21 protein-coding genes are annotated in these 26,784 nt (G+C 45.8%); 11 read left to right on the forward strand and 10 right to left on the reverse strand.

The features are described 5' to 3' along the window. Nucleotides 1-34: 34 nt before the first annotated feature. From NFI80_RS18660 to NFI80_RS18680, 6 genes are all read right to left on the reverse strand, one after another. Nucleotides 35-757 (reverse strand): RluA family pseudouridine synthase, encoded by a 723-nt coding sequence (locus NFI80_RS18660; RefSeq protein WP_233799233.1) that lies wholly within the window; start codon nucleotides 755-757, stop codon nucleotides 35-37. 127 nt (nucleotides 758-884) lie between these two features. After that, nucleotides 885-1,595 carry an ABC transporter ATP-binding protein gene (locus tag NFI80_RS18665; protein WP_235166461.1) on the reverse strand — a complete coding sequence of 237 codons (711 nt, stop codon included), beginning with the start codon at nucleotides 1,593-1,595 and terminating at the stop codon, nucleotides 885-887. A gap of 38 nt (nucleotides 1,596-1,633) precedes the next feature. After that, nucleotides 1,634-2,086 carry a hypothetical protein gene (locus NFI80_RS18670; protein ID WP_235166462.1) on the reverse strand — a complete coding sequence of 151 codons (453 nt, stop codon included), beginning with the start codon at nucleotides 2,084-2,086 and terminating at the stop codon, nucleotides 1,634-1,636. A gap of 36 nt (nucleotides 2,087-2,122) precedes the next feature. Further along, complete coding sequence (locus NFI80_RS18675) at nucleotides 2,123-4,786, reverse strand: tetratricopeptide repeat protein (protein WP_235166463.1); 2,664 nt, start codon at nucleotides 4,784-4,786, stop codon at nucleotides 2,123-2,125. A gap of 68 nt (nucleotides 4,787-4,854) precedes the next feature. Beyond that, nucleotides 4,855-5,004: a DUF5615 family PIN-like protein gene (locus NFI80_RS25720; RefSeq protein ID WP_374759700.1), complete on the reverse strand. Its 150-nt coding sequence runs from the start codon at nucleotides 5,002-5,004 to the stop codon at nucleotides 4,855-4,857. Nucleotides 5,005-5,022: 18 nt separating this feature from the next. Further along, on the reverse strand, nucleotides 5,023-5,256 hold the full coding sequence (locus tag NFI80_RS18680; protein WP_235166464.1) for a DUF433 domain-containing protein: 234 nt from the start codon (nucleotides 5,254-5,256) through the stop codon (nucleotides 5,023-5,025). A gap of 177 nt (nucleotides 5,257-5,433) precedes the next feature. Between NFI80_RS18680 and atpD the strand changes: the two genes are divergently transcribed. The 10 genes from atpD (at nucleotide 5,434) to NFI80_RS18730 (ending at nucleotide 17,342) form a co-directional block, all read left to right on the forward strand. Next, complete coding sequence (gene atpD, locus NFI80_RS18685) at nucleotides 5,434-6,948, forward strand: F0F1 ATP synthase subunit beta (RefSeq protein ID WP_026632588.1); 1,515 nt, start codon at nucleotides 5,434-5,436, stop codon at nucleotides 6,946-6,948. A 28-nt stretch (nucleotides 6,949-6,976) separates the two neighbouring features. Further along, nucleotides 6,977-7,219, forward strand: a complete 243-nt coding sequence (atpC, locus tag NFI80_RS18690; protein ID WP_026632589.1) for an ATP synthase F1 subunit epsilon — start codon at nucleotides 6,977-6,979, stop codon at nucleotides 7,217-7,219. Between the two features lie 144 nt (nucleotides 7,220-7,363). Continuing rightward, entirely contained in the window at nucleotides 7,364-8,698 is a 1,335-nt protein-coding gene (locus NFI80_RS18695; RefSeq protein ID WP_235166465.1) for an APC family permease, read from the forward strand. Between the two features lie 29 nt (nucleotides 8,699-8,727). After that, nucleotides 8,728-11,160, forward strand: a complete 2,433-nt coding sequence (locus tag NFI80_RS18700) for a TonB-dependent receptor plug domain-containing protein (RefSeq protein ID WP_235166466.1) — start codon at nucleotides 8,728-8,730, stop codon at nucleotides 11,158-11,160. A 200-nt stretch (nucleotides 11,161-11,360) separates the two neighbouring features. Further along, nucleotides 11,361-13,112 (forward strand): tetratricopeptide repeat protein, encoded by a 1,752-nt coding sequence (locus tag NFI80_RS18705; protein ID WP_235166467.1) that lies wholly within the window; start codon nucleotides 11,361-11,363, stop codon nucleotides 13,110-13,112. Beyond that, nucleotides 13,102-13,956, forward strand: coding sequence for a lipoprotein insertase outer membrane protein LolB1 (gene lolB1, locus NFI80_RS18710; RefSeq protein ID WP_235166468.1), 855 nt, complete (start codon nucleotides 13,102-13,104; stop codon nucleotides 13,954-13,956). The genes NFI80_RS18705 and lolB1 overlap by 11 nt, the downstream gene beginning before the upstream one ends. Before the next feature lie 98 nt (nucleotides 13,957-14,054). Beyond that, nucleotides 14,055-15,395 (forward strand): murein hydrolase activator EnvC family protein, encoded by a 1,341-nt coding sequence (locus NFI80_RS18715; protein ID WP_026632594.1) that lies wholly within the window; start codon nucleotides 14,055-14,057, stop codon nucleotides 15,393-15,395. A gap of 45 nt (nucleotides 15,396-15,440) precedes the next feature. Then, a complete protein-coding gene (gene panB / locus NFI80_RS18720) occupies nucleotides 15,441-16,259 on the forward strand; it encodes a 3-methyl-2-oxobutanoate hydroxymethyltransferase (RefSeq protein WP_233799240.1) in 819 nt (272 codons plus the stop codon). Nucleotides 16,260-16,286: 27 nt separating this feature from the next. Next, nucleotides 16,287-17,018 (forward strand): RluA family pseudouridine synthase, encoded by a 732-nt coding sequence (locus NFI80_RS18725; protein WP_235166469.1) that lies wholly within the window; start codon nucleotides 16,287-16,289, stop codon nucleotides 17,016-17,018. 9 nt (nucleotides 17,019-17,027) lie between these two features. Then, entirely contained in the window at nucleotides 17,028-17,342 is a 315-nt protein-coding gene (locus NFI80_RS18730; protein ID WP_235166470.1) for a DUF6787 family protein, read from the forward strand. Nucleotides 17,343-17,853: 511 nt separating this feature from the next. On the opposite strand, the gene NFI80_RS18735 is transcribed toward NFI80_RS18730, so the two are convergent. From NFI80_RS18735 to NFI80_RS18745, 3 genes are read right to left on the reverse strand one after another with little or no spacing between them, the layout of a single operon-like run. Then, a complete protein-coding gene (locus NFI80_RS18735) occupies nucleotides 17,854-20,175 on the reverse strand; it encodes a CehA/McbA family metallohydrolase (protein ID WP_235166471.1) in 2,322 nt (773 codons plus the stop codon). Between the two features lie 13 nt (nucleotides 20,176-20,188). Further along, entirely contained in the window at nucleotides 20,189-21,616 is a 1,428-nt protein-coding gene (locus NFI80_RS18740; RefSeq protein WP_235166472.1) for a DUF5723 family protein, read from the reverse strand. Further along, nucleotides 21,613-23,562 carry a RecQ family ATP-dependent DNA helicase gene (locus NFI80_RS18745; RefSeq protein WP_235166473.1) on the reverse strand — a complete coding sequence of 650 codons (1,950 nt, stop codon included), beginning with the start codon at nucleotides 23,560-23,562 and terminating at the stop codon, nucleotides 21,613-21,615. The genes NFI80_RS18740 and NFI80_RS18745 overlap by 4 nt, the downstream gene beginning before the upstream one ends. Before the next feature lie 146 nt (nucleotides 23,563-23,708). Between NFI80_RS18745 and NFI80_RS18750 the strand changes: the two genes are divergently transcribed. Continuing rightward, nucleotides 23,709-25,049 carry a D-alanyl-D-alanine carboxypeptidase/D-alanyl-D-alanine-endopeptidase gene (locus NFI80_RS18750; protein WP_235166474.1) on the forward strand — a complete coding sequence of 447 codons (1,341 nt, stop codon included), beginning with the start codon at nucleotides 23,709-23,711 and terminating at the stop codon, nucleotides 25,047-25,049. Between the two features lie 3 nt (nucleotides 25,050-25,052). On the opposite strand, the gene NFI80_RS18755 is transcribed toward NFI80_RS18750, so the two are convergent. Continuing rightward, nucleotides 25,053-26,753 (reverse strand): hypothetical protein, encoded by a 1,701-nt coding sequence (locus NFI80_RS18755; RefSeq protein WP_235166475.1) that lies wholly within the window; start codon nucleotides 26,751-26,753, stop codon nucleotides 25,053-25,055. Nucleotides 26,754-26,784 lie beyond the last annotated feature (31 nt).

Below are 26,784 nucleotides of genomic sequence, written 5' to 3' on the forward strand. Positions count from 1 at the left end.
ATCTTTACAGACAACCCTTAAAAAACTATGCTAACTATACGCCAAATTTGTTGAGCTGCTTGACAAGTACTTCAAAATCTTTGGGATACGGTGCTTCCACCCGGATAGGATCTCCATTCATTAATGCAAAGGACAATGCAAAGGCATGTAGCGCAACACGCTGAATAAGAGGCTGTTCCTCAGTTTCCTTTTTCAAATTGAATTTTCTTTTCAAACTCGAAAGGAAAATAGGTTCACCGCCATATTGCGGGTCACAGACGATGGGCGCTTTCAGGCACGAAAGGTGAATCCGGATCTGGTGCATGCGCCCGGTGATGGGGATGCATTCCACCAATGTGTACCCGCGATAAACTTTTAATGTATTAAAAATAGTCTCTGCAACTTTGCCCTCGGCCCGGTCTATCTTAACGGCGGTTCCATTTTTTAGTGGTAAAATGGGTAAGAACACGGAAATGCTGTCGAGGTTGTGAATGCCGGTTGCAACGGCATGATAGCGTTTCGTTACTTCCCTATGCTCAAATTGCATGGCTAAATGCCGGTAAGCAGCGGGATTTTTGGCAAAAGCGAGCACGCCGGAAGTTTCTTTATCCAACCTGTGCGCCGCCTGTAGTTCTGAATTATATTCTTTGGCCAACCGCAGCACGCTTCCTCCCCTATCTGCCGTCCTTTCATCCAATGTCGCCAGATGCGGTGGCTTATTAACGAGTAAAAAGTCCTCGTCTTCAAACAATATCAGGTCCTTAAAATTGATCTTCATAAATCTTCAAATAAAAATAATCCGGAAAAACGACCACGAACGGTAATTCTTCCGGATTGGCTCAATTTGCGAGCGTTTCTAATACAAAGGTAATTAATATTGAATTTAATATAAGCCGAAAATCGATCTAAGCCAAAGCGCTAACCTTCGTTGGGTTGGGGTTGATGGTGTCGGATTCGACGAGGCCGTCGCGTAGGCGGACGATTCTGTGGGCGTAATGGGCGATGTCCTCTTCGTGGGTAACCATTACAATGGTGTTGCCTTTGCTATATAACTGGTCGAAAAGATCCATGATTTCGTAGGATGTTTTGGAATCCAGATTTCCCGTAGGCTCATCGGCTAGCAGGATGCTGGGATCATTCACAAGCGCCCGTGCAATCGCAACACGCTGGCGCTGACCGCCGGAGAGTTCGTTAGGCTTATGTCCCGCGCGATTTTCCAGCCCCACGTTTTTAAGCGATAACATTGCTTTTTCTGTGCGATCTGATTTACTTAATCCCGCATAAATGAGTGGCAGTGCAACATTATCGAGCGAGGACATCCTAGGTAAAAGATTAAATGTCTGAAACACAAAACCGATTTCCTTGTTTCGGATTTCAGCCAGTTCACTTTCCGTCATGTCACTTACATCTTTGTTATTGAGGATGTAACGACCTGTCGTAGGCGTGTCCAGGCAGCCGATAATGTTCATTAATGTAGATTTTCCCGAACCGGAAGGCCCCATAAAAGCCACGTATTCCCCCTTATTGACAGAAATCGTGACCGATTTTAAAGCCTGGATCACCTCACTCCCCATCACATAACGTTTCGAAATTTCAGTGGTCTCAATGATTCTCATGTGATGGTTTTTCAGAATTGGGATAAAATATTTGAATTTTAAGCGGCGGACATGATGGTGCGCAAATGGCTGCTCACATACAAAGCGGCAAGAATTACGGCTGGCGAAACCGACTCATTATCAACAGTGCCTTCATCTTTCCAGAAGCTCGTTAATGTAAATTCCGTGGCTTCCTCGGCGGTTTTTACTACCCACTTTCTTCTTGTCCAGGACTCATATTTCCAGTTATACAGCTCATCCTCGTAGGTAATCGTGGCAGACCCGTTCCAAAGATTGTATTTGATCTCGCCAAGCACCTTCGCACCGTCTATATCCAGAATTTTGGTGACAGTGTTGAGTAAGCCTTCGTTTTTGAATCTGAGCAAATAGCCGTTTAATTCACCGTAGCCAGTGCTTTTCCAGAAATTTGTCTTTAATAACCCCACAATCAGCTTGCCTCGAAAGATCCGGCATTCGGTTCCGCTAATGTTGGATTTCCAGAATAAAGACATGTTGATGAAGTGTAATGATTTCCCTAAAATATTAAATCACTGAAATTCCGCCCGTTGTTTTTCGATAAGTGCCCGCATAGGCTGATAGCGACTCATAAATTGCTGATAATCGGCGGGCAATGCGTACTGCCTCACCTTTTCCTCTCCTTCGTTCCCCTGACCGATCAAACCTTGTTCCAGACTCAGATACGCATATTGTGCCCATAATTGTGGCGCATATTCATTATATCGCAATGCATTCAGCACCAGTTTGTAAGCCTTTGCAGTCTGCTTTTTCTGCCGGAAATGCGCCGAAGCCGAGGAAACAACCCTTTCATCAAAAGGATTGACCTGCACTGCATTATTAAAATTCCTGTCCGAAGGCGATTTTTGCGCAACTAAATACAAGGAATCCGAAAGCGATTTGGGCTTAACACCCGAGAACAATGTCTGTTTCAGTTTTTCAATCGCAGCACTTTGTTCTTTGTCCTGAATTTTATCCAAAAGAATTACGGCAACCTCTTTTTTGTCTGCTAAGGCGTTCGCAACAGCCATGCCAATGGTCCCTTCAACGCCTTCAACTACGGATAATGTTTCAATTGCCTTGTCGTAAAGGCCGAGCTGTAAAAGCCAGTGTCCTAATATTTTATGATATAAATCGCTTTGTTCGCCGTCTTCGTCTGCCCAGCCTGTTAATGTCTCCAATGCTTTGAGTTTGTCGCCGCTGTAAAATTGGGAATACAAGGAAGCGAGGCTCAAATCCTGGGAAAGAACTGGATTTTTCGCTGCCAGTTCAGGCAATAATCTGGCTGGCGTGCTGTCTTGTTTTGCCTGGTTCACCGCGTAACTCAATAAATAAGCAAAAGATGAAACGCTCAGCAACGAATCCGCCGGAACTGCATTTTTGTTGAATGTTTCTTTTGAAAAATTTTGCCTCAGATTCTGCACAGCGAGCCAATTGGCTTGCCAGGATAGATAATCGCGCTTTTCACTCGCCGAGGCAAGCGAATCCAGCAAGCCGGAATCGGTGTTTTTGGCAAGAATAGCGAGCAGATTCGTTGCCGGGATTTCAGCTCGTTTGGTTGTTTCCTCTGCTTTTGCAAGATAATAGTAAGCCGAATCGGCAACATTGGTTTTATAATACAGCATGCCCAGGTTATTCAGCAGCTCACCGCTTTGTGGAAACGTCCTGATGCCTTCCTGTAAACTATAAACCGCATCAAAAAACAGATTCTCCTGCACCAGAATGCCCGTTAAGCCCGAATAAGCCTGGGGCGAAGGATTTTTGAGCAATGACTGTCTGAAATAAAAAGCCGCCGCATTCCGGTCGCCCTGCCGCAATGCAAGGGACGCCAGGGCGTAATTGGATTTATGGTTTTGAAATTCCTGCTGAACCGCGAGCTTATAATATTGCTCCGAAAGCGTAAACTCCTCCGTTTTGGCATGCAAATCGCCTAATCCATTGAAATAACCCGCAATTGCCTGGTTAACCGGCAGCAATCTTTGAATAGAAAACAGCACGATCAGGATGGTGAAACCAAACAAACGCGTTTGCGTAAGCCCGAATCGCATTGGCTTGTAAAGCACTTTGTAGACGGCCAGTTTTTGCTGAAAAAGGGGATAAAAATTGATCAGCACATAAAACAAAAAGAGCACGCTCATTGCAAGCTGACCCTGCACAACGACATCTTCCAATGTCTCTAAAACCGGATCATTGGCTGTCGCCGACATATAACCTGCAAACGAAACTGCAATGATAAACATGCCTATATAAAGCCAGAAACCCGTGCTGCGGAACGGAATAATGCCATCCGTAGAATCGGCACGACGCCGGAAACCCCAAATTCCCAGAATCCCGGATGCCAATGCCAGAAAGGCCGGACTGATCAATGTCGCATCAAAATCAATCTGCTTCGTATTTCTCAGATATAGCAAAAGCAGCAATGTCAGATACAGAATGCTGATCACTAAGAAATTAACCAATCCGGATTTTCCTTTGGAAACAGAACCGCTCGTGCTCAGCCACACTAATCCTGCAATGATTTCCGTGGCAGAAACAAGCAAAAAGAGAATGGTAATGAGCAGCCAGAAAGGAAATGAGTAAGAAGCTGCGGTTAAAGCAGGAAATGGAGTTTTAGCTAAAAAACCAATAAGAACTGTAAGAAGAACAGTCACCGCTCCCACACCTAAAATCCGTCTTCCAATGCCAAAATCCGGCCTGAATGCATGAAAATAGTAAGTTACGCCGCCATATAAAATTACAGCGATCATAAAAAGCGCCCGGTTGGCATCCGCGAATGCGCCTAATGTTTCCAGTCTTGAAAATGCCAGAAACAGGATAAATACAATGGTGCCTGCCAGATACCAAAATCGCGACATGGTCGTCAGGGCAGCCAGGAGAATTATTAATCCAATCAAAGAAAAAATCCAAAACAGCGCAACAGACAAAAAATCCGTTTCCATTACCGAAGCCATGAAGCTCTCCGTCACCAAATGCGAAGGCGTCGAGATCCCATATTGCCACTCCCCGATCTGCAGCACATCCACCACCGCAGTCGTCTCGGAAAGCTCGCTCACCACATTCCACCGGATCACATTCCCCAGCGGATCAATGCTTTTGATCGCAAAAAACACCAGCGCCAAAACCAAAACCAGGAAAGCCCCCACCGTCATCCTCCGCTCTGACGGCGACCAAACCTTCCAGAAAAAAAACTCCTTCATATAATTTATTTAAAGCAATTCCGAAACGTAAGAATACATGGTTTTTCTATACAAACTCATGAAAAACATCAGTGTCCCGTAATTTCGACAAGATCAGTTTGTTGAAGTAATGTAAGCGCTTGCGCAAGTTTTTCTGATAAAATCTCTTTGAGTCTGGCTTTTGAAGTGCTGCCGCAAGTAAGCCAGATCACTTTAGGGGGACTGCTTTTACAGTTCAGATGGCATCAATATGATCATTAAGCGGCTTGCAAAACGGGATGGTTCAATTTTAATGCAGCGTAAAGCAGGCAAGCAGTAATGTCTTCCGGTTCAAGGTCCGGCAACTCATCTGTAACAATCTGCTCGGCCGAAAGTCCGTTGGCCAGCAACTCAATAACATCTGTAACCCGGATACGCATATTGCGAATGCATGGTTTGCCACCGCATTGGTCGGGATTAAATGTGATTCTTTCGAGAAGTTGCTTATTCATTTGTAACAGATATGTCCTATGTCAAATTTAACCGTTTTCACCAATACTATCAACAAAACAAACCAGCTATCTAAAAAATATCCAATAAATCAATAATTCCACTCTTGGTACTGACCAAATTATCTCCTACTTTTGCGGTCTGAAAAAAACCTCATTGGAGATAATCAAAATTATATAATGGCAAACGCGACAAACATAGGAAAAATTACGCAGGTAATTGGCCCGGTTGTAGACGTATCATTTGAGGAAAGCGGAAGTATTCCGTCGATCCTTGATGCGTTAGAAGTCATCAAATCAAATGGTCAGCGAGTAGTTCTTGAGTGTCAACAGCACTTGGGTGAAGACCGGATCCGCACCATCGCGATGGATAGTACCGAAGGGATGCAACGCGGCATGACGGTGACACCACTGGGATCTCCGATTAGAATGCCGATCGGCGAAGGAATCAAAGGTCGTCTGTTCAACGTAATCGGTGAAGCGATCGACGGACTTACACCGCTTGACAATTCGAATGGTATCTCCATTCACCGCTCAGCTCCTAAATTTGAAGATCTTGCAACGTCTACCGAAATCCTTTTCACGGGGATTAAAGTGATTGACTTGCTTGCGCCTTATGTAAAAGGAGGTAAAATTGGTCTTTTCGGTGGTGCCGGTGTTGGTAAAACCGTTTTGATCCAGGAATTGATCAACAACATTGCAAAAGCATACGCGGGTCTTTCCGTATTTGCAGGTGTTGGAGAGCGTACCCGTGAGGGAAATGACCTGATGCGTGAAATGATCGAAGCCGGTATCATTAAATACGGCGACGAATTTAAACACAGCATGGAAGAAGGCGGCTGGGACATTTCAAAAGTGGATTATAACACATTGAAAGACTCACAAGCAACTTTCGTTTTCGGACAAATGAACGAACCTCCTGGCGCACGTGCTCGTGTGGCGCTTTCAGGATTGACAATGGCTGAGTATTTCCGTGATGGAGATGGCGAAGGTCAGGGTCGTGATATTCTTTTCTTTATTGACAACATTTTCCGCTTTACACAAGCTGGTTCTGAGGTGTCTGCGCTTTTGGGACGTATGCCTTCTGCGGTAGGTTACCAGCCAACGTTGGCGACGGAAATGGGTCAGATGCAGGAACGCATTACATCTACAAAGCGCGGTTCAATCACATCTGTACAAGCAGTTTACGTGCCTGCGGATGACTTGACTGACCCTGCTCCTGCAACAACATTTGCTCACTTGGACGCAACGACTGTACTAAGCCGTAAAGTTTCTGAAAAAGGAATTTACCCAGCGGTGGATCCACTCGATTCAGCTTCAAGGATCTTGAACGCAGAAACATTAGGTGCAGCCCATTACGATTGCGCACAGCGTGTTAAGAACATTCTTCAGCGTTACAAAGAATTGCAGGATATCATTGCGATCCTTGGTATGGAAGAACTTTCTGACGAAGATAAGCTTGTCGTTTCACGCGCCCGTCGTGTTGAGCGTTTCTTGTCTCAGCCATTCTTTGTTGCAGAGCAGTTCACAGGTTTGAAAGGAACATTGGTTGACATTAACGACACGATCAAAGGTTTCAACCTGATCATGGATGGCAGCTATGACCACCTTCCTGAAATGGCTTTCAACCTGGTTGGAACTATTGAAGATGCGCAGGCAAAAGGAGAAAAAATGCTTGCAGAAGCAACGAGATAAGTTGTAGTGCATCATAAACATTGAATTCATGCATTTAGAAATCATCACCCCAGATAAAAAAGTGTTTGCCGGAGAGGCAAATGCCGTTACATTACCGGGTACTGAAGGACAGTTTCAGGTTTTAAACCGTCACGCACCATTGGTTAGCACGCTGGGCAAAGGTGATGTGGTTGTGGAAGCCGGTGGCGTAAAGCAATCCTATCTGATCGACGGCGGCGTCGTAGAAGTGCTTAATAATCAGGTACTAGTACTCGCTGAGGCTGTTTTGTAAGAGGATATAACAGAGTTAAAAGCAGATGTTGCGCAAGCGGCATCTGCTTTTTTTTGTTTTCACCTTTTAAGCCAGCCCGGTAAATATAGGGAGTTACAAAAAGAAAAAGTTTTCCTATTTTCGAAAACGCAACTTCACTCTCCTATGCAGCAACCGGCAGCCAAAAATGAACTTTTCAAAATCCTTGGCGTCGGTTTTGGCGTTGCAGTCACCGTTGGCGGCACCATAGGGACGGGAATTCTCAGAAAACCGGGTCCTATTGCGGAGCAACTGGGCGATTACTGGCTCATTATGGGATTGTGGGCCGCAGTGAGTTTATATGCTTTTCTGGGAACATTGTGCACGATCGAGCTGGGCACTTCTATGCCCAAAGCCGGCGCTTGGTACATTTATGCGCAACGGGCTTTTGGCAACTACGCAGGCTTCGTTGTCGGGATAAATAGCTGGCTGGGAACGTGTTCGGCATTGGGCTTCGGCGTTTATACCATGAGCGAATATCTTGCATTGCTTATTCCCGCATTTGTTGGCTATGAACCTTATGTAGCGGCTAGTATGCTCCTGATCCTGACCGGCATACATTGGATCGGGCTGGCATTGGCGAGCAGTTTCCAAAACATTATGAGTGTGCTCAAAGGGCTTGGATTGTTCATTTTTGTGGCAGTATGCTTCATCTATGGCGACGAAGTTACCGCCGAGCAGGCGCAGTTGACGACGAGCAAAATCGTCGAAACGGGCAGCTGGATTGCACCCGTTATATTCTCGTTGCAGGCGATCTTTTACACCTATGACGGCTGGCATACGGCTGCATACTTTTCAGAAGAAGACCGCGACCCGACGAAAAATTTGCCGCGTTCCATGATCGGCGGCGTCTTGCTGATCATTATCATTTATCTGCTTTGTAACCTGGCCATTTTGCATGTCCTGCCCATGAATGAATTGTCGCAGTCCAAGCTCGCAGCGGCGGATTCTATCCGGTTAATTTTTGGAGAGGGTTCAGGAAAGATTGTCACGTTATTTTTGATGATATCCATTTTGGGGATAGTGAATGCACAGTTGCTGTTCAATCCGCGTGTGTTGTATTCCATGAGTCGTGACGGGCTCTTTTTCTGGGGAGGAACGGCGGTAAACAAAGGCGGGACGCCGGCCGTCGCGATGCTGATCACTTCCGCAGTTGCTATCACGCTGATCCTCATCGGCAAAGACGCCACCGAAAAGCTTTCCGACATTGCGACGTTCTTTTTTGTGCTCGGCTACACCTCCGGATTTGCCTCATTGCTTGCGCTGCGTAAAAAGGAACCGGAGTTGCCAAGGCCATGGAAAGTGCCCGCCTACCCTATCCTGCCCATTATTATGCTGATCTTATCCATTGCATTCCTGGTCGGAGCGGTCATTCAGGATCTTGCCAGCACGCAGTATGCATTATTATTTCTTGTGATCAGCTATCCGGCTTACTTGCTGGTCAGCCGCCTGAACCGTTAAATACATTAGTTCATTTTAGTTTTGAAATTATGCCATGGACAAACAACACCGTAAAGAAATGCCTCATTCCTGCTTTTTTGTTGCTATTGACTGGTTTTCAATGGCTTGATGATGATTTTACACAACGGGTAGCAGCCAGGTTATCGAATTACAGGACAGTGTTTCCGCAAGAAAAGGCATATCTGCACCTGGACAAACCCTATTATGTGACGGGCGACACGTTGTGGTTTAAGAGTTATTTGGTGGAAGGCTCGCTCCACCTTGCCGATAGCGCGAGTAACCTGCTATATGTGGATCTGATTGAACACAGCACCGGCAAAAATGTAGCACTGAGGCGGGTTCAGCTCTCAGGTGGGATTGGGCATGGTGAAATTGTGTTAGCTGATTCCATCGGACAGGGCGCATATACGATCCGCGCTTATACGAACTGGATGCGAAATTTTTCAGAGGATTATTTTTTTCAAAAAGACATTTATCTGTTCGATCCCGAGACCGTTTCGCAGCCTGCCGCGGCTGGCGGTTTGGACTTGAAATTTTTCCCGGAGGGTGGCCAGCTGGTGGCAGGAGTCAATACGCGGGTTGCTTTCAAAGCATTGGCTGGAAATGGTTTAGGTCAGGATGTAAATGGTTTTATTTTAAATAAAAGCAATGATACGGTCGCTTTCTATACAAGCAGTCATCTTGGAATGGGGCGTTTTGCATTTGAGCCGAAGTCGGGGGAAGTTTATAGTGCATTTGTAAAAGCGAAGGATGGCCAGGTTTCGCGTTTTGATTTTCCGAAAGTGATGGAAAGCGGTTACACAATGGTGGTCGACAATCTTTCCAGCCCTTTAAAAATGCGTGTAATTGTGTACGGTGTGTTGCCAGGGAAATCAGAATCCCTGATCCACATTGTAGGACACGCGCGCGGCATTGTTGCCTTTGTGGCCAAAGGAAAAGTTACATCCAAAGGCCTGATGTTGAACCTTCCTACAACGGGCCTACCGGATGGCATCACACATTTGACATTGTTTGATGAACAAAATAAGCCGGTAAGTGAAAGGCTTGTTTTCATTAATCACGACAGGAATCTGAAAGTCAGTATTTCGCCTGGCAAAACGGCCTATAAGCCTCGGGAAAAAGCGGAAATTGAGATTTCCGTGACAGATTCGGCTGGTAAGCCTGTTGAAACAAACCTTTCCGTGGCCGTTACTGATGCAGGACAGATTTTGCAACAGCCTTATGATGAAACCATTGCTTCTTATCTTCTGCTTTCGTCCGATCTGAAAGGTTTTATTGAACAACCGTCTTACTATTTTGATCCGAACAAAACGGAAAAAAAGATCCATATGGATATGCTGATGATGACGCAAGGTTGGAGCCGTTTTTTGTGGGAAGATGTTTTAACTGATTCGCTTGCTGCGCCGCAACGTTTTGTTGAACAAGGCATTACACTGGAAGGAGAAGTGAAGCGAAATAATAAAAAGCTGAGCGAAAAAGTAAAGTTGTCAATGTATCTCAGTAATGATAGCCTGAACACGTTCCTGACCGCCGAAACAGATCCAAACGGTCGCTTTGGGGTTTATAACCTCGTTTTTACAGATTCATTGAAAATCCGTTTGCAGGGAATGAACAAGAAAGGGAATGCCAGCCTCTCCTTTCGCCTCGACCCTTATGCTGCGCCTAAGGCAACATTAGTAAAAGCACCTTTTTATCCCGTTACCGTGGATGCAAAACAGCTTTTGGAATACCTGAAAAGGGCCGAGCAAGACCAGGAAATAGCCCGAAAAATCAGGGAAAGCCGGGAACGCTTATTGCAGGAAGTAACCATTAAGGGCAAAAAAGAAGTGCAGCGGGATTCCAGGAAAATTTACGGCTCCGCAGACGCTTCTATAAAAGTTACCAACCAAATGGCATCCGCAGGGCGAAGTATTCTGGACATTCTTGCGGGCCGCGTGGCTGGGGTTCAGGTGGTTGGCTCAGGGATAAATGCTTCGGTGTACATTAGGGGCAATCGTGGAGAGCCATTGTTTGTGTTGGACGGAATGCCGGTGGACAAGGATATGATATCGAGCCTGAACACATTCGACGTGGAATCGATCGACGTTTTAAAAGGACCCGGTGCCGCTATTTTCGGAAGCCGCGGTGGCAACGGGGTGATTTCAATTTTGACCAAAAGAGGTAACGAGAATTACGATTACTCACAGGACATTGTCCCCGGTGTGCTGGTTTCGAAGATAGCCGGTTTTAATGTTCCCAAAGAATTTTATGCCCCGAAATATGAGGTTAGCAAGCAGCAGTCAACAACGCCGGATTACCGCTCTACCCTATTCTGGGCTCCCATGTTGAGAACGAACAAGGACGGCAAAGTTAAATTTGAATATTTTAATACAGATGCGGTGACAAATATTGATATCCGTGCGGATGCACTAAGCTTGTCTGGCACGCCTGGATCGGGAAAAGCAACCTATGCGGTTGATTAGCAATGACTTTACATTCCCTGGAAAGTTTTCGAAACTTTTCAAGTCTGCTGATTTTCAGATAAGATTACCTTGTTTTGAACGTTACTAATCTTATTTGGGCTGTTGAGCCAACGAATCATACAGACAAAAATTGGTAACTTTGATTTTTACGTGTAAATGGCTTGTCACCTCTTCGGATCTGACTTTGTTTAGATAATAATATGAGGACTGCATATATAAAATGGACCCTGCTTATTTGCCTCATTGCGAGCGTCTTTGTCGCACCAGATGCGCAAGCGCAGCGGCGTGGTAAGGCACGTGAGAAAGAAGTCGAAAAACCCGAAGTAACGAGTGCCCGATTGGAGCAGGAATCGCTTGCTGCGGAAGGAATGAAGTTTATCATGAAGGATGAGCCGGATCGCGCACTTCCTATTTTTCAAAAACTCGTAGAAAGCAGTAAAAACGATCCCGCAAGTCATTATTTGCTGGCCACGGCGCTCGTAAAGCTGGAAAAGTTTGAAGATGCCATTGTTTCTGCTAAAAAAGCTTATGACCTCGATAAGGAGAATATTTACTATTCTCAGCAGCTTGCAGAGCTGTACGCAAAGCGCCGGAAATATTCGGAAGCTGCGGTGATTTACGAGAAATTACTGGAAAAGAGTCCCGGCAATGTGCAATATGGTGTAGAGCTTGCGGCGGTTTATGTATTTAATGATCAGTTCGATAAGGCGATTGAAACTTATAATGTGCTGGAAAAATCGCTGGGTGTGACCGAAGAGATTACGCACCAGAAAGAACAGCTTTATTTGAGACAGAATAATCTTGAAAAAGCGCTTGCAGAAGCCAAAAAACTAATAGCCGCCGAGCCGGGTGAAGTAAGTTATCTGGTGGAATTAGCTGAAATGTTGATCGCTAACGAGCGGATCGTGGAAGCGGTGGCTCCTCTTGAAGAAGCATTGAAAGTGAACCCGGATGAGGCGCAGGCGCATGTGCTGCTGGCAGACATCTACCGTAGGAATGGCGATGTTCAAAAGTGTAACGAAGAGTTAAAACTCGTTTTTGCAAACCCTAACCTTGACGCAGACCCCAAAATTCGCGTTCTGACAGGTTATTTGACCATGCTCAAAACCGATGCCGAAATTGTGGAAGCCATTTCACTTGCTAAACAGCTTTCTGAAACACACCCTAACGAATCCCGCACCAATGTAATCTATGCAGATCTGCTGATGCGCCAGAATAAAAAGGCGGAAGCACGTGATCTGTATGCCAAAGCTGCCCGAATCGACGGCTCCGTTTTTCAGGTTTGGGGCGCAGTTTTACAGCTGGATGGTGATCTGAATCAGGTTGATAGCATGCTGGTACATTCGGAAAAGGCTCTTGAACTTTTTCCAAACCAGGGGATCTTCTGGTATTCGAACGGCACTGCGCAATTGGCAAAGAAAAATTACAAAGAAGCGCTTTCTGCATTTGAAGAAAGCCTGAAACTGATCGGTGATAAGCCCGAAATGATCCCGGTTATCCATGCTCAGATGGGTGATGCTTACAATGGTTTGGGCGATCACGAGAAGTCGGATGCTGCTTATGAGCTTTCCTTAAAGGATAATCCGAACAATGATTACGTTTTAAATAATTACAGCTATTACTTGTCGCTGCGCGGTGAAAAGCTTGATCTGGCACTTAAAATGTCTGAAAAGCTGGTGCAGGAGCATAAGAATAATCCAACTTACCTGGACACGCATGCATGGGTGCTATATGTCCGTAAGGATTATAAAAAAGCGAAGGAGTTTCTGGAAAGAGCAATGGTAGATACAAGCGGCGTAAGTGGCACGATTGTTGAACATTATGGAGACGTACTTTTCAAACTCGGCGAACGCGACAATGCTGTTGCGCAATGGAAGAAAGCCAGAAGTATGGGAGAGACGACCGAACTTCTTGACAAAAAAATAGCAACAGGTGCATTACATGAGCAATAAAATTACGGTTTGGGCAGTGACAATCGGGATGATCTGTTTGTCGGCTTGCCACAAGCAGCGTCTCTCCAAAAACAATAAGCCTGCACCAAGCGATTCCCTGGTTATAGCGGCCCCAAACTTAGCAGATTCATTGGCAGCTGTGCCAGCAGCAGATTCTGCTTCTGCTAGCGAATCGGGATCGGTAAAGGTCAATTCCATTTCATTTGACTATCTGGTCGCCAAGTCAAAAGTAGATTTCAAAAGTAAATCATCTGATTTTAATAATACAAACATCAACATCCGGATGAAGAAAGACAGCATTATCTGGCTTTCCGTAACAGGTGTTGGGTTCGAAGTAGCCCGGGGACTTATAACCCGCGATTCTATCGTTTTTATGGATAAAATTCATAAGGATTACTTCGTCTTCAATTACGAGCAGCTTAGCAAGCAATATAATTTTGACCTCAATTTTGCGCTTTTGCAGTCTGTAATCATTGGTAACCTACCCTTTCCGCAGCAGCCGGATGCGCGTTTTGTGAAGGAAAATGAGTTTTATGTACTCAAACAAATTGTTGAGCGGCTGGAAGTTGATAATTACATTGGAGAAAACAATTTGAAACTCTCCCGATTGAAAGCAACCGAAGTGCCGACACAAAATACATTTACACTTGATTATTCAGATTTCAAAGAGGTAAAAAGCTTCCTTTTTCCTTTCACAAGCCACATTGACCTGAATGTGAAGTCGCAAAAAGACCAGCAAGTCCGGCAGACCACCATGCACATTAAGCATAGTAAGGTTGATCTGGTTACCGAAAATCCAGGATTTCCATTTAGCGTTCCGGCTTCTTATAAGCGAAAAAGGTAAAAATCAGCAGGTCATGCGGCGATCATAGGGTCAAAAACCCCAAGTCTGCTTAACTTTGCCTGCCTTTTCCAGGAGTTTTGGCCGCAAGAATTAACTGTATGCCCTTTCAAAGATTGTATTTTCGTCGTTTACTATTACTGCTAACGTTCATCTTTTGTGCGTCCCTGGGTGCTTACGCGCAGAAATCGCGTGAACAGCTCGAACGCGAGAAGAGCGAGAACCAGAGCAAGATCAGAGAAATCCAGGGCATCCTGCGCCAGACATCATCCCAAAAGAATGTCAATCTTGGTCAATTGAAAGCGCTTAATCAGCAAATTAATACATACAAAAAGCAAATAGACCTGTTGTCGGATGACTTGGACCTCTTAAATAAGGAATTGGGCGTCTTGGAGAGAAAGCGGCAGGCGCTGGACAGCAGTCTGGCTAAATTGAAGACCGAGTATGGTCACATGATCTACGAAGCTTCCAAACGAAATGTGTATTTTAATCAATTGGTTTTTCTGTTTTCTTCGGGCACTTTCAATCAGTTTGTGCTGCGCTACAAGTATTTGAAACAATATACGGAAGCGCGCCAGGGCCAGGTGAAGGAAATGGAGGTTTTGCAAGGTAAACTGATGGACGAACGCCGTCGCATTACAGCCAAGCAAAACCAGCAGAAAACGGTTTTGAATACACGGGTCACCGAGAATACCAAGCTTGAAGGACTGAAAACGAAGCAAAACGAAGTAATCCAGGAGCTTTCCCAGAAAGAAGTAGAGCTAAGAAAGCAAATCGCTGAAAATAAGCGTGCTACCGACCTTTTGGAGGCGAATATCCGCCGCATTGCAGAACGCGAGCGACGTGAGCGTATTGAGCGCGAGCGCCGGGAACGGGAAGAAAGAGAGGCGCGAAGAAAAGCAGAGCGCGAAAGATTAGCACGTGAAAATGCCGAAAGAGAGAAGAAAGGTGAAGCGGCTGTTGCGGCAAAGCCAGAGGAAGAAGAAGCTCCGATCAGTTCCGGCGGGATGAGCGAAGAGGAAACCACGCTGGCATCATCGTTCACCGCATCACAAAACAGGTTGCCCTGGCCCGTAAAAGGATTTGTATCCGGGCACTTTGGCCAGCGCCCACATGCTGTTTTGAAAGGTGTAATGGTTGATAACCTGGGTGTTGACATTCAGACAACCGCTGGCGAGCCGGTACGCTCGGTTTATGACGGTGTAGTGCTTGACGTTACAGAAATGCCTGGAATGGGCAATGTGGTGGCCATTCAACATGGTAACTACATGACCATCTATGCGAAAATGAACGGGGTTACGGTGCGGGCCGGACAAAAAGTAAAAGCCCGTGAAAACATCGGCAGGGTAGCCACCGACAGCGATGGCACATCCGAATTGCAATTCCAGATCTGGAAAAATACTTCGCGTCTCAATCCCGAAAGCTGGCTGATCCGCAGGTAGGCCAGGAATCCGGAATTTATTATTTACTCATTTTCATCCAAGATTATGTCTATCCATACTCCTGATATAAAGCGCGTTACCACCCACATCATTCAGGAAATGAAAACCCGTGGGGAGAAAATATCCTGTCTTACCGCTTACGACTTTTCCATGGCAGGCATTGTAGATGCGGCTGGCGTGGAGTTGATCCTGGTAGGGGATTCGGCTTCCAATGTCATGGCCGGCCATGAAACCACATTGCCGATTACGATTGATCAGATGATATACCACGCCACATCAGTGGTAAGGGCTGTGAAAAGAGCATTGGTTGTTGTGGATCTGCCTTTTGGATCTTATCAAGGAAATTCTCGGGAAGCATTGAATTCGGCGATCCGCATTATGAAAGAGTCGGGCGCACATGCGGTGAAGTTGGAAGGAGGATTGGAGATCAAAGATTCTATCACGCGCATATTGAGCGCGGGTGTGCCTGTTATGGGGCATTTGGGCCTTACACCGCAATCTATTTACAAGTTTGGCACTTACACTGTACGAGCCAAGCAGGAGGCGGAGGCGCAGAAGTTAATTGATGATGCGCGTATGCTGGAAGAAGTAGGTTGTTTTTCGGTTGTTTTGGAAAAAATCCCTTCTTCGTTAACGAAACAAGTTTCAGAAACCGTAACCATTCCAACGATCGGAATAGGAGCAGGGCCGCATGCAGATGGTCAGATCTTGGTTTTGCATGACCTTTTAGGCATTAATAAAGCCTTTAAACCCAGGTTTTTACGCCGCTATGCCGATCTCAATGGTGTGATGACGGATGCAATATCAAATTATATAAAAGATGTAAAAGGTAAGTCATTTCCTAATGAACAGGAATCTTATTAACCTTTTTAAAAGTAAAGAACTAATTATATGGCAAAACGACCATTTCAGATCATATACGAAGACAATCACCTCATTATCGTCAACAAAGAGCCAGGCATTTTGGTGCAAGGTGATGTGACGAGGGACAAATGTCTGCTCGATATGGTAAAAGAATATATCAAAGAAGAATATCAAAAACCAGGTGCGGTGTTCCTGGGCACGGTGCACAGGCTGGACAGACCGGTTAGCGGGCTTGTTGTGTTTGCTAAAACTTCAAAAGCGTTGGAGCGGATGAATGAGATTTTCCGCAAGCGTGATGTTCAGAAGACCTATTGGGCAGTGGTGAAAAACCGTCCGGCGGAGAAGAAAGGCAAACTAGTGCATTATCTTTCCAAAGATGAGTCCCGAAATGTGACGACGGCTTATGATTACGAAAAACCCGGAACGCAGCGTGCAGAGCTATCTTATCGCTGGTTGGGAGAGGTGAATAAGTTTCATTTGCTGGAAGTAACGCCGGTTACAGGCCGGCCGCACCAGATACGCGTACAGCTTGCATCCATGAACTGCCCGATACGGGGCGACGTGAAATACGGTTACCCGGTTGGTAACAAGGATAACAACATTAATCTGCATGCCCGAAGACTTTATTTCGAGCATCCTGTAAAAAAGGAGCCGATCATTTGCAAGGCTGGGGTCCCTAATGATCCGTTTTGGGAAGAATTCCTGACATTGGACGATGAGGAGATCAAGCCGGAGCATCTGGATTTTCTTTATGAATAAAATCAGCTGATGATCGAAAAACTGAAAGCGCGTTGGAATGTTAAAAACCGTTGGGATGTGATAGTCATTCTAATCGTTTTCGCATGTACGGGCTTTTCGGTTTTATATGTGAAGCGTGGGCTGTTTTATATAATTGGCGTCACGGAAGATTCGCCGGCCTGGCTTCGCTGGGGCATTAATATCATCATTATCTTACCGCTATACCAGGTAATTTTACTTGCCTGGGGCTGGATTTGGGGGAAGTTCAACTTCTTTTGGGAATTTGAAAAAAGAATGTTCAGCCGGATCGGAAGCATTTTCAAAAGAAAAAATACGCAGGAATAGTGACATCACCCATTATGTTACATCCCTGCCGGGATTAAATTAACCTAGGAAATCTCAATTGCTACCAATATTACGTCGTTCCGCGACTTTTTGCTTCAATGTTACTATTTACAGGAAGGGAATGCCGGAGGCATGTAATATTGGTAGAAACATCACCGATCATATTGCATCCCTGCCGGGATTAAATTAACCTAGGAAATCCCAATTGCTACCGATATTACGTCGCTCCGCGACTTTTCTTGCTTCAATGTTACTGTTTACAGGGAGGAAAGGCCGGGGCATGTAATATTGGTAGAAACATCACCCATTATGTTACATCCCTGCCGGGATTAAATTAACCTAGGAAATCCCAATTGCTACCGATATTACGTCGCTCCGCGACTTTTCTTGTTTCAATGTTACTATTTAAAGGGAGAGAATGCCGGAGGCATGTAATATTGGTAGAAACACATTCAAATGTAATGTGCAATGCCGGAGGCATGTAACAACATCCTGAACGATTTCCAGAACATCAAGGAGCCGCGATAATTGCTTGATATTTTTTCCTGGCTTCCTCATATGCGGCTTCGGCAGCCTTTTTTTCCTCTGCTCGAATGTTAGGTTCCTTCATTTTCCAGCATTGATTCAATGTTGCCAGGCACCATTCAGCGCTTTTTTTCTCAATAACCGGCTTGTTATTAACCTTTATAAAGATCGGATTGGAATGAGAGCTCGGGAAAACCCGCACAGCAGCCCAGCCTGATTTTGCTGGCTTATAAGAGAACTTAACATTATTTACCGCTCCATCCGCATTGATTTCTGTGGTGTCAACAGCTTCTCCGTTAACGACCAGCTCCACCCGGACTTTCCTGGATTTCTCGATCCTGGCGCGTTCAATATCCCAGTAAGGCATCAGAATAATGGACGTTTTCGCGATCGCTTCACCCGCTGCATCTTGTTTTTCAGGAAGATATGCAGCCACATTGGCTGTAATATTTATCGTTTCGTTGGTTTTGACAGCAACCTCACTATCACCAACACCTGACTCTTTTCCGTTAACCGAAAAGTCCATAATATGCGATTTTCCATCCGACACGTAACTTCTGCCGGATTTGATAGCGGCCACATAATTATCATAATTATAGGGACCAACAGGTTTAAAATAACTTCTTGCCTGACCAACCCGCGCGTCCGTAATGCATGGAAAATCGGTCTCGCCACTCAGCCTGGGCCTGAAACCGCAGTTTAATGTGTGGTAATACATGTTCAATTCCCATGGCGCAGGCGTGTCACCGGCGCTAAAAAAGTCAACCAGATCATTGGTAACCGTCACAATGTACTCGTTAGCACCGATGCCGTCCATTTTCGGCACAACATAGTTGGGCAGCTTATCCGTTGGCTCCAAAGGCTGCAAACCCCAACCGGAATGCGCATAACCCACCACGCCGCCCTGCGATTTGGCCCACGAAAGTACGGGAGCGGTCCAGCTTGGCCACTGCTCGATGAGCGTGGTGCCGGGATAATCATCTTCTTTGATGCGCAGCAGCACAATGTGCCCGGAATGCGACGACGGGAACCCTGAAACCTCCACATCATTGCGCATAATGTTCTTTTTGTCGGAAAGTGGATGATCTTTTCCGGTAAAGAATGTCTTCTGATGATACCAGCTCGGGCCCCAGGCCAGGTTGGCCGCCATATTCAGGTCCTCGCCTAATGCTTGCCGCCACATGTCTTTGGGATCTACACCCTCGGTAGGACTGTCGTAATGGCTGCAACCGGCTGCGTGAATGTGATGATCGGCGCTGTGCCAGCCGAGTTTTGTCATTTGTATCCAGCGTTTCAGCTGAAAAGAAACGGTTATGGAATCCTTGTTTTCAGGGACAATGATTTCTTTTGTTTGCTTAATGTACTCAGGTCCGCGCGTGTAACTCACCTGATATTTGCCGGCTGGCAACATCACATGCTCGCCGTCGGCGCGGTAAATCTGGGGCTGAAAGAAAAAATCAGGATAGGTGTCGTATGCGGCAACGCGCCGGGAGGGAAGCGGGTAAATGCCGGAAAATTTTCCCGAAGCGTGTGCCTGTCCGTCGGTGATAAGGAAAGATGCCATTACGGGTTTTCCGTCCACATCTCTCACATTGAGCTTCACTTTTACAGCAGGTTTAGCATTGAAAAGAATGTGCGTCGAATTACGGAAACCAAGATCCTGGGAACCCTGACCTACGTTATAAGCCACTTCAATATCGCGCTGGCCCGCGTCCTTTGAATAAATCTGCACGATGGCATATTCCAGCTTCAAACCGGTCAGATTTTCCTGCAACGGCGGTTTGGTATACATTTGAATGTCAGCAAACCGGTTGGCAACTTGTCCGGGCGTCAGTTCGTGCTCTTTCTTTACTTTTGGCTCGAAAGAAGGGGAATGATAGGGTTTTTGAGCGTTCGGGCTTTCGGCTTGCAACTTGGCAGTAATGCCGGCGTCATTTCTTATTTTAACCAAAAAACTCGTCCAGCCACCCTGAATCAATGTTGCCTTAGCAGCTCCCCGCAGCACTTTTACACGTCCTTCGGGGTTAATATCGACTACATTAAGGCAATAGGGGTCAAATATTTTCTGTATTTCTGCAACTGTTTCCTGGGTTAATGGCTTGTTGCCCAATGCGTTCAGCTTCTTGGCATCCTCCGCCGCTAATGCGTTTCCCGAAAATGTAAGCGCTTCCTGCAAGCGCATGGCCTGGGCCAGCAAAGGCTGCGGCTCCACACCTGGTGTCTGCGGTTGTGCTGTATGGTCGTGATGTTGTGCGACCAGCAAGAACGGGAGCAATAGTTGGATGAAGAAGAGCGCAGATGTTTTCATATTATATGAAAGATCATTCCGCGTCTTTTTTCCTGTTCAATTTCCAGGCAGTAAAACCTAAATAAACCATGCTGCCTCTGGCCCCGCCTTTTTTCAGTAACCCGTTAACATTACTGAACCCCAAGAAAACAGGCCCGAAATGCCCCACAGCGCCAATAGACGGCCTATTATTTCCCTTAATAAAGGAAATGGGGAAAGAAAAATCAGAATCTTCATCCTCGAATCTGGGTGTGATTGTAAATGATTCGAGCTGGTAAGTATCCAGATATTCGCCGCTTCTGCGCTTATATGGTTTTGTTTTGGATAAATTCAGGAAAAAACCTTTTACCAACTGAATATCTGCTTCTAAATGAAGCGCTTGCGGAAGCTGAATGTTTCGTTGGAATGTCGTGTCACGGTCGGATGGGAAAAGCGTCATGAAACCCTCCGGACCTTCGTCGCTTACATTCTCTAATTCTTTTTGGCCTACAACAGCCTCAGTTTCACGTCCCGAACTCACTTTGCTGCGGTTAGTTTTATAACGGATGGAGCCCACATCCGTCAATGATCCCGAAAGTCTTACCAGATATTCCGGGCTTTCGTCAAACACTTCTTTTGATTTATTCCAATACGCCCCAAGCTCATAAGAAAAGCCCAGATCATAACCCCATCCAGAGCCATATTGGTCCGAATTGAAAAGATTTGAAATGCGCATTTTCTTGTTAGGATTGCTGTAACCGCTTTCATAGGCGAAATTTTGGACAACCAGCTCGCTCGTCTCATCTGCGCCGGCCAGCGGGCGAATGCTGTAACGATCGGCCGAGCCATTCAAATAGCCGATCCTGGCTCCAAAAACACGTTTTCCGGTTACGCCAATACGCAGCTTGTGCGCGTCAAGATCCAGTAATTGCACGCCATAGGAAACACTTACATCCGAAAAGCTTTGCTGAACCAGATTAAAATCACCCCACGGCTGGTCGGTTGGCGGTGTGCTGCCCGTGTCTAGCCGATGAAAATATAACGTCTGGATCGGGTCGGGCAGGTTTTTGCCTTGTACAAATCCTCTCGTCCTGAATTGTAATGCGAGCCCCTGATATTTGCCAATGGCGATCATTGCGGAAGGCCAGCGGATTTCACTGAATGTATAAATCGGGTCATCGTTGAGCAGGGAACCGGTTGTCCGGGAGCGGCCGTATAATTCTTTCGTCGAATGTGGAATCAGCAACGGATATAACAGGGAATTTTCACCAACAAAATTGAAATACCGGTAATTGATGCTTCCTCCTAATGTTCCAATGTTGATCTGCCATTTGTGTTTGGGCCCGCCCAGGACTGCGGGATTGCGCGTAGCCCTGTACAAGCCTCCGTAATTGCTTAGTTCAAGACCTGGAATTTGCTGAGCGTGAACCGCTTGTGATAAAATGCAAAGGAATAGTGCGAAAGTAAGGACTGTTTTTTTCAATGTTGAGTTTTGTTAGTCAGGGATAGCTTCCCGGCATCATCATACCGGATCGTTTCCTCTTTGATCAATTGTTGTAATGTCTGTAAAAAATCCTTTTCAGGAATGTCTTCAAATGCTATGCCTAGCTCATTGGGTGTTACCGGGCCATTTTGTGCCAAAAAATTGGTTAACGTAGTTTCCAGTCCGGGGTTTTGAGCCAGTTCGTTTTTCTTGTTTTGAATGCAAATGTCACAAACTCCACATGCTTCCGCATCAAATTCATTGAAATATTCTAATAAAAGCAAAGTCCGGCAAATGCGCGTGTGGGATGCATAATGTGCCACAGCGCGCGCTTTTTTAATGTCCCGCTCTTTTTTCTTATTTATTTCAAAAACGTTAAGCGGTAATAATGTTGCATCATACCGGGGCGTGAGGAAAGTGAGTTGCGGTTTGCTTTTCCGCGGTTCATAGTCGATAATTTCGCGTTCGTGCATGAATTTCAATTTCTTCACAACCTCATTTTCCGGCGCAAAATAAACCTGGCCCAGCTCGTTTTCAGAGATCCGCACATATTCCGTAAACAGTTCCCCGCCATACATCCTCAGAATTACCTTGATAAACGAATCCATTTCCTGGTAACGTATCTGAAAATCGTATAATTGGCGATTATCAACGAGAAAATGAATTTTTGACGCGTCATTAAAACTTTCGCTCAGTTGCAGGAAACCTTCTTCTTCGAGCAGTTTTAAAGCATAATGCGTTTCATTTACGGCAAGGCCAAAAACTCCGGTAAACTCCTGTATATCAAAATCAAAACTGGCAAATTCACCTCCACCAACTGCAAGTTTGTAATAATTGGCAAGTGCCTGGTAAACCCTTTTCAGGACTTCTATCGGCGGGTATTTCCTTTCTACACTTTCAGAAAGCTCTTCCAGGTCGATCTTCGTAAACAATGCAACAGCGTAAGCTTTTTGTTCGTCGCGGCCAGCACGCCCAGCTTCCTGATAATAGGCTTCGAGGTTATCCGGCAGATCAAAATGAACCACTGCGCGCACATCCGGCTTGTCAATGCCCATCCCGAATGCATTGGTAGCAACCACAACCCTTACCTGGTTTTTGATCCAAGCCGTCTGACGGTCGCTTCGCTCGCGGAAGGGCAGTCCTGCGTGGTAATTCTGTGCGCTGATGCCTTGTCTGTTAAGCCAATCGGCCAGTTCCTTCGTGCGCTTTCGTGTCCGCACGTATACGATGGCTGTTCCGGCTACGTTTTTCAGGATTTGCAGCAGCTTGCGCTCTTTATTTTCCTCGGAAAATGCTGAGTAAGAGAGGTTTGCCCGGGCGAAAGATTGTTTGAAAACCCGCGCATTGCGCATTTCAAGTTTTTCAAGAATGTCGGCCCTTACTTCTTCGGTCGCAGTTGCAGTAAGCGCCATTAGAGGAACATCCTGACGTTTTCCAGCGGGCGATGGAACTCCGGCGATTATTTTCCGGAAATCTGAAATTAAAAGGTAGGCCGGCCGGAAGTCATAGCCCCAGGCAGAAATGCAATGCGCCTCATCAATGGCAAGCAGGCAAACATTCATTTGTTTCACCCGGGCAACCATAATGTCGGTCCGTAACCTTTCGGGAGAGACGTATAAAAATTTTGTATTACCGTGTATGCAATTGTCGAGCGTTATATCGATCTCATTCTTGCTCATGCCGGAATGTATTGCAGCCGCAAAAATGGACCGGCGTTTCAACTGCTCCACCTGATCTTTCATCAATGCGATCAGCGGCGTAACCACAATGCAAACGCCTTCCATTGCAAGCACGGGCACCTGAAAACACACAGACTTGCCGCCGCCTGTCGGGAGCAGAACCAGCGTATCGATGCCATTAAGAACTGTTTTGATCGCATCCTCCTGAAAAGGGCGGAAGGTGTCGTAACCCCAGTATTGCTTCAGGATAGCGTGAAGATCGGTCATCAGGGGTCTTGTCCTAGTGCGTAATGAATAAAATACAAAGTAAGGTCATAATGTTCGTTTTAGTAAAGAATTGCGCAATTGCATACGATAAAATTGTAAATTCCATTCAAATTCGCACATCATCCATAATTCCAGGTAACATTTCCATGCGCACGCTTATCTTCTTTGTTAGTGTTTTAATGCTTTCAGGTTGCTCGGTATCTCATTATTTAAAACGGGAATTAAAAAATTCCCCGGTCCTCGGTCAACAGCATACGGGCGTCTCAATCCAAAAGCTCGGAGAGAAAAAAGAACTCGCGGCTTACCAGAGCAACAAATATTACAATCCCGCATCCAACACCAAATTATTCAGCTACTATGCGGGCTTGTGTGCCCTTGGCGATTCGATTCCAGGCCTGGAATATCTGGAATGGGGCGAGTTACTCCTTATCCGCGGCACAGGCGATCCCTCACTTTTACATCCGGATTTACCAAAGAGCAAGGTTTTTGAATTTTTAAAAAACCGAAAAGAAGCGATCTTTTTCACGCCGTATAATTTTGAAAACAAGCGCTACGGCTCGGGCTGGGCGTGGAGCGATTATAATGATTACTATCAGCCGGAAATTTCGCCTTTGCCGGTTTATGGAAACATTGCGCGCTTTTCTGCGAATATGGCAGCCAGCAATGCTGCCAAGGAAGACGAATCGGACGATGCGGTTCCCGGCGCTCCGGAAAAGGCTTCCAGGAGCTTTCGGGTTTCTCCCGCATTCTGGGATAAAGCAATGGTTCTGGATACAGCGGCTTCCGGCATTGAGCGCGACGAAATGCAGAATTTGTTCCGTCATTCCAAACTGGGTGTGCCGCAGGGCCTTATCCAGGATGTTCCGGTGCGGATGACCGACGCGATCACGGTCCAGTTGCTGAGCGATACATTGAAAAAGGAGATCAAACTGATCAACATTCCACTGGAAATCGAGCTGCAAAAGGTGAACAGCATTCCTTCCGATTCACTTTATAAAAGAATGATGCAGGTGAGCGATAACATGCTGGCAGAGCAACTGATGCTCCTTTACGCATCAGCAAACCGCCTTCCGCTCAATACAGAAAAGGCCATAGCACACGCCATTGAGCACCATATGAGTGATTTACCGGATAAGTTGGTCTGGAAGGATGGCTCAGGATTAAGCCGTTATAACCTTTTTACACCGAGAACAATTTCTGCCTTGCTTCAAAAAATCCATCAGAAAGTGCCGCAGGAAAAGCTGTTTCAGATCCTGCCGTCCGGTGGCAGATCGGGAACATTGAGCAACCAGTTCAAAGGGGAGAAACCATTTGTTTTTGCCAAAACCGGAAGTTTTAGTAACAATTACAACATTAGCGGTTATCTGATCACCAAGAAGGGCAAAACACTGGTTTTCAGCTTCATGAATAACAATTTCACACGCTCCGGCAGCGAAGTCAGGAAGGAAGTAGAGCGCATACTGACTGGCTTATATGAGAAATTTTAAGGGCTAATCAACCTCATTCCAGGTCCTACCAGTGCAGTATATCTTATTTTGTCCGTTTTTCCGGATCATTAAAAAGATCGAATAATTTCCTGGTTCAATGGTTGCCCTGTGAAAATTGGCGAAAGCACCTTTATTAAAATACATTCCCCGGCGGATGGTCGTTCTCAAAGGCACCGCGGATTGATTGGGCGGCGTAGTATAAACGTGGTCTTTTGATTTCAAAATCACATAAGCGCCATCTGTATAATCTTTCACCGGTTTGAAAAAATCCTGTTCAAAATTAATTGCCAGATAATCACCGGATTGGGTGATCAAATCGGGCGTATATATGCTGTCGCAAGCCATTCCGGCGAGATCTGACTTTGGATTCCAGCCTTCTGCGAGCGGGTCCGTGGAATTGTAGTATGCTCTGATTTTCTCAAAATGCTTTTGATCCATTGAAAACATGCGGATACCCAGCCAATCGGCATTATAACGTGCATTGAATTCCTGGGTGACGGCCGAACGGCGGTAATTAACAGCTTCTGCAAAGTTGCCGTGGAGTATCACCATGTTTAACACAATGGCCGATATCAGGAAAACAGGCGATAAGCGCAGCCTCGTATGATGGCTTTTCAAGCTCAGAAAGGCAAAGTACAACGCAATGCAGCACATGGTGGAATACATCCGGTAACGACCTTTGAACATGCCCGCAAACGTATCCGTAGGAATGCGTTTATAGGTTAACGCAAGTGTGGTAATGCCGATGAATATAAGGATAGCGAGCGCAAATATGGCTGTGCGGTTGGTATATTTTGATTTCAGCCAGGCAGCATGCCAAAGGGGTAGAATTTGTTTTTGATATAAAAAAATAAATGCGATCACCAGCAACATTCCGAATGCGGAGGCGATATACATGGCTGATAACGGAATGCTGTAAGCGCTTACAGTTGCAATGGAACCAATAAAGCCGAACAATCCGAAAAAGCCTTCTTTGACTTGTTGCGGATCGGAAAAGCTAAGGTTTTGGGTAATGGGTGTAAAGTCGAGGAAGTAAATGAGCGCTACAAACGCGGTAAAAAGCACGGTTGTGAAAAACTGGTTCCGGCGCCCTGTAATCAGGAACATGAGCGCGATAACAGGAAAAACCATCAAGCCATTACCATAGGTAAAAGTGGCAGCGACGGCGAAAATTAAGCTGACAAAAACCCTTTTGGGATGATAGGCAGCAAAATAAAGTGCTGACAGCACAAATAGGATCACCCCGAAGTTGCACAGCGAGCTGACTCCCCAGAAAATGTTTTCGTAGGATTGAATGTTAAACCAAAGCCACATGACCGGCACAAAATACCAGATCGACAGGTGCAGCTTTTGAAATGCCTTATAAAAAATAAATGCGCACAATCCCCAGCAAATGTTGGCCACGATCATCAGCCAGACGAGGTTAACGTGGCCAAAAATGTCATAAAAAAGGAGAATAACCGACCGGGAAAAAACGAGGCGGTGCTCAGGAAATAATGTGGTCAGCAACTGCCAGCGCTCAGGCCATGTCGCTTTTTCGAACTCAGGAATAATGCCGAAAACAAGGATATCGTCAAAGGCTACGTAATTGACATTCAGTGCAATAGATTGGAAAACCCAGATATAAATGATAATGGGAGCAATACAGAGCAAAAATGCCAGCCAGATCTTATTCCGGACAAAGCCTAGGAGAGTCAAAAACATATTTCAATTCATTCATGCCGCAAAATCCGGC

The sequence above is a fragment of the Dyadobacter chenhuakuii genome, from assembly GCF_023821985.2.
GTDB lineage: Bacteria > Bacteroidota > Bacteroidia > Cytophagales > Spirosomataceae > Dyadobacter > Dyadobacter chenhuakuii.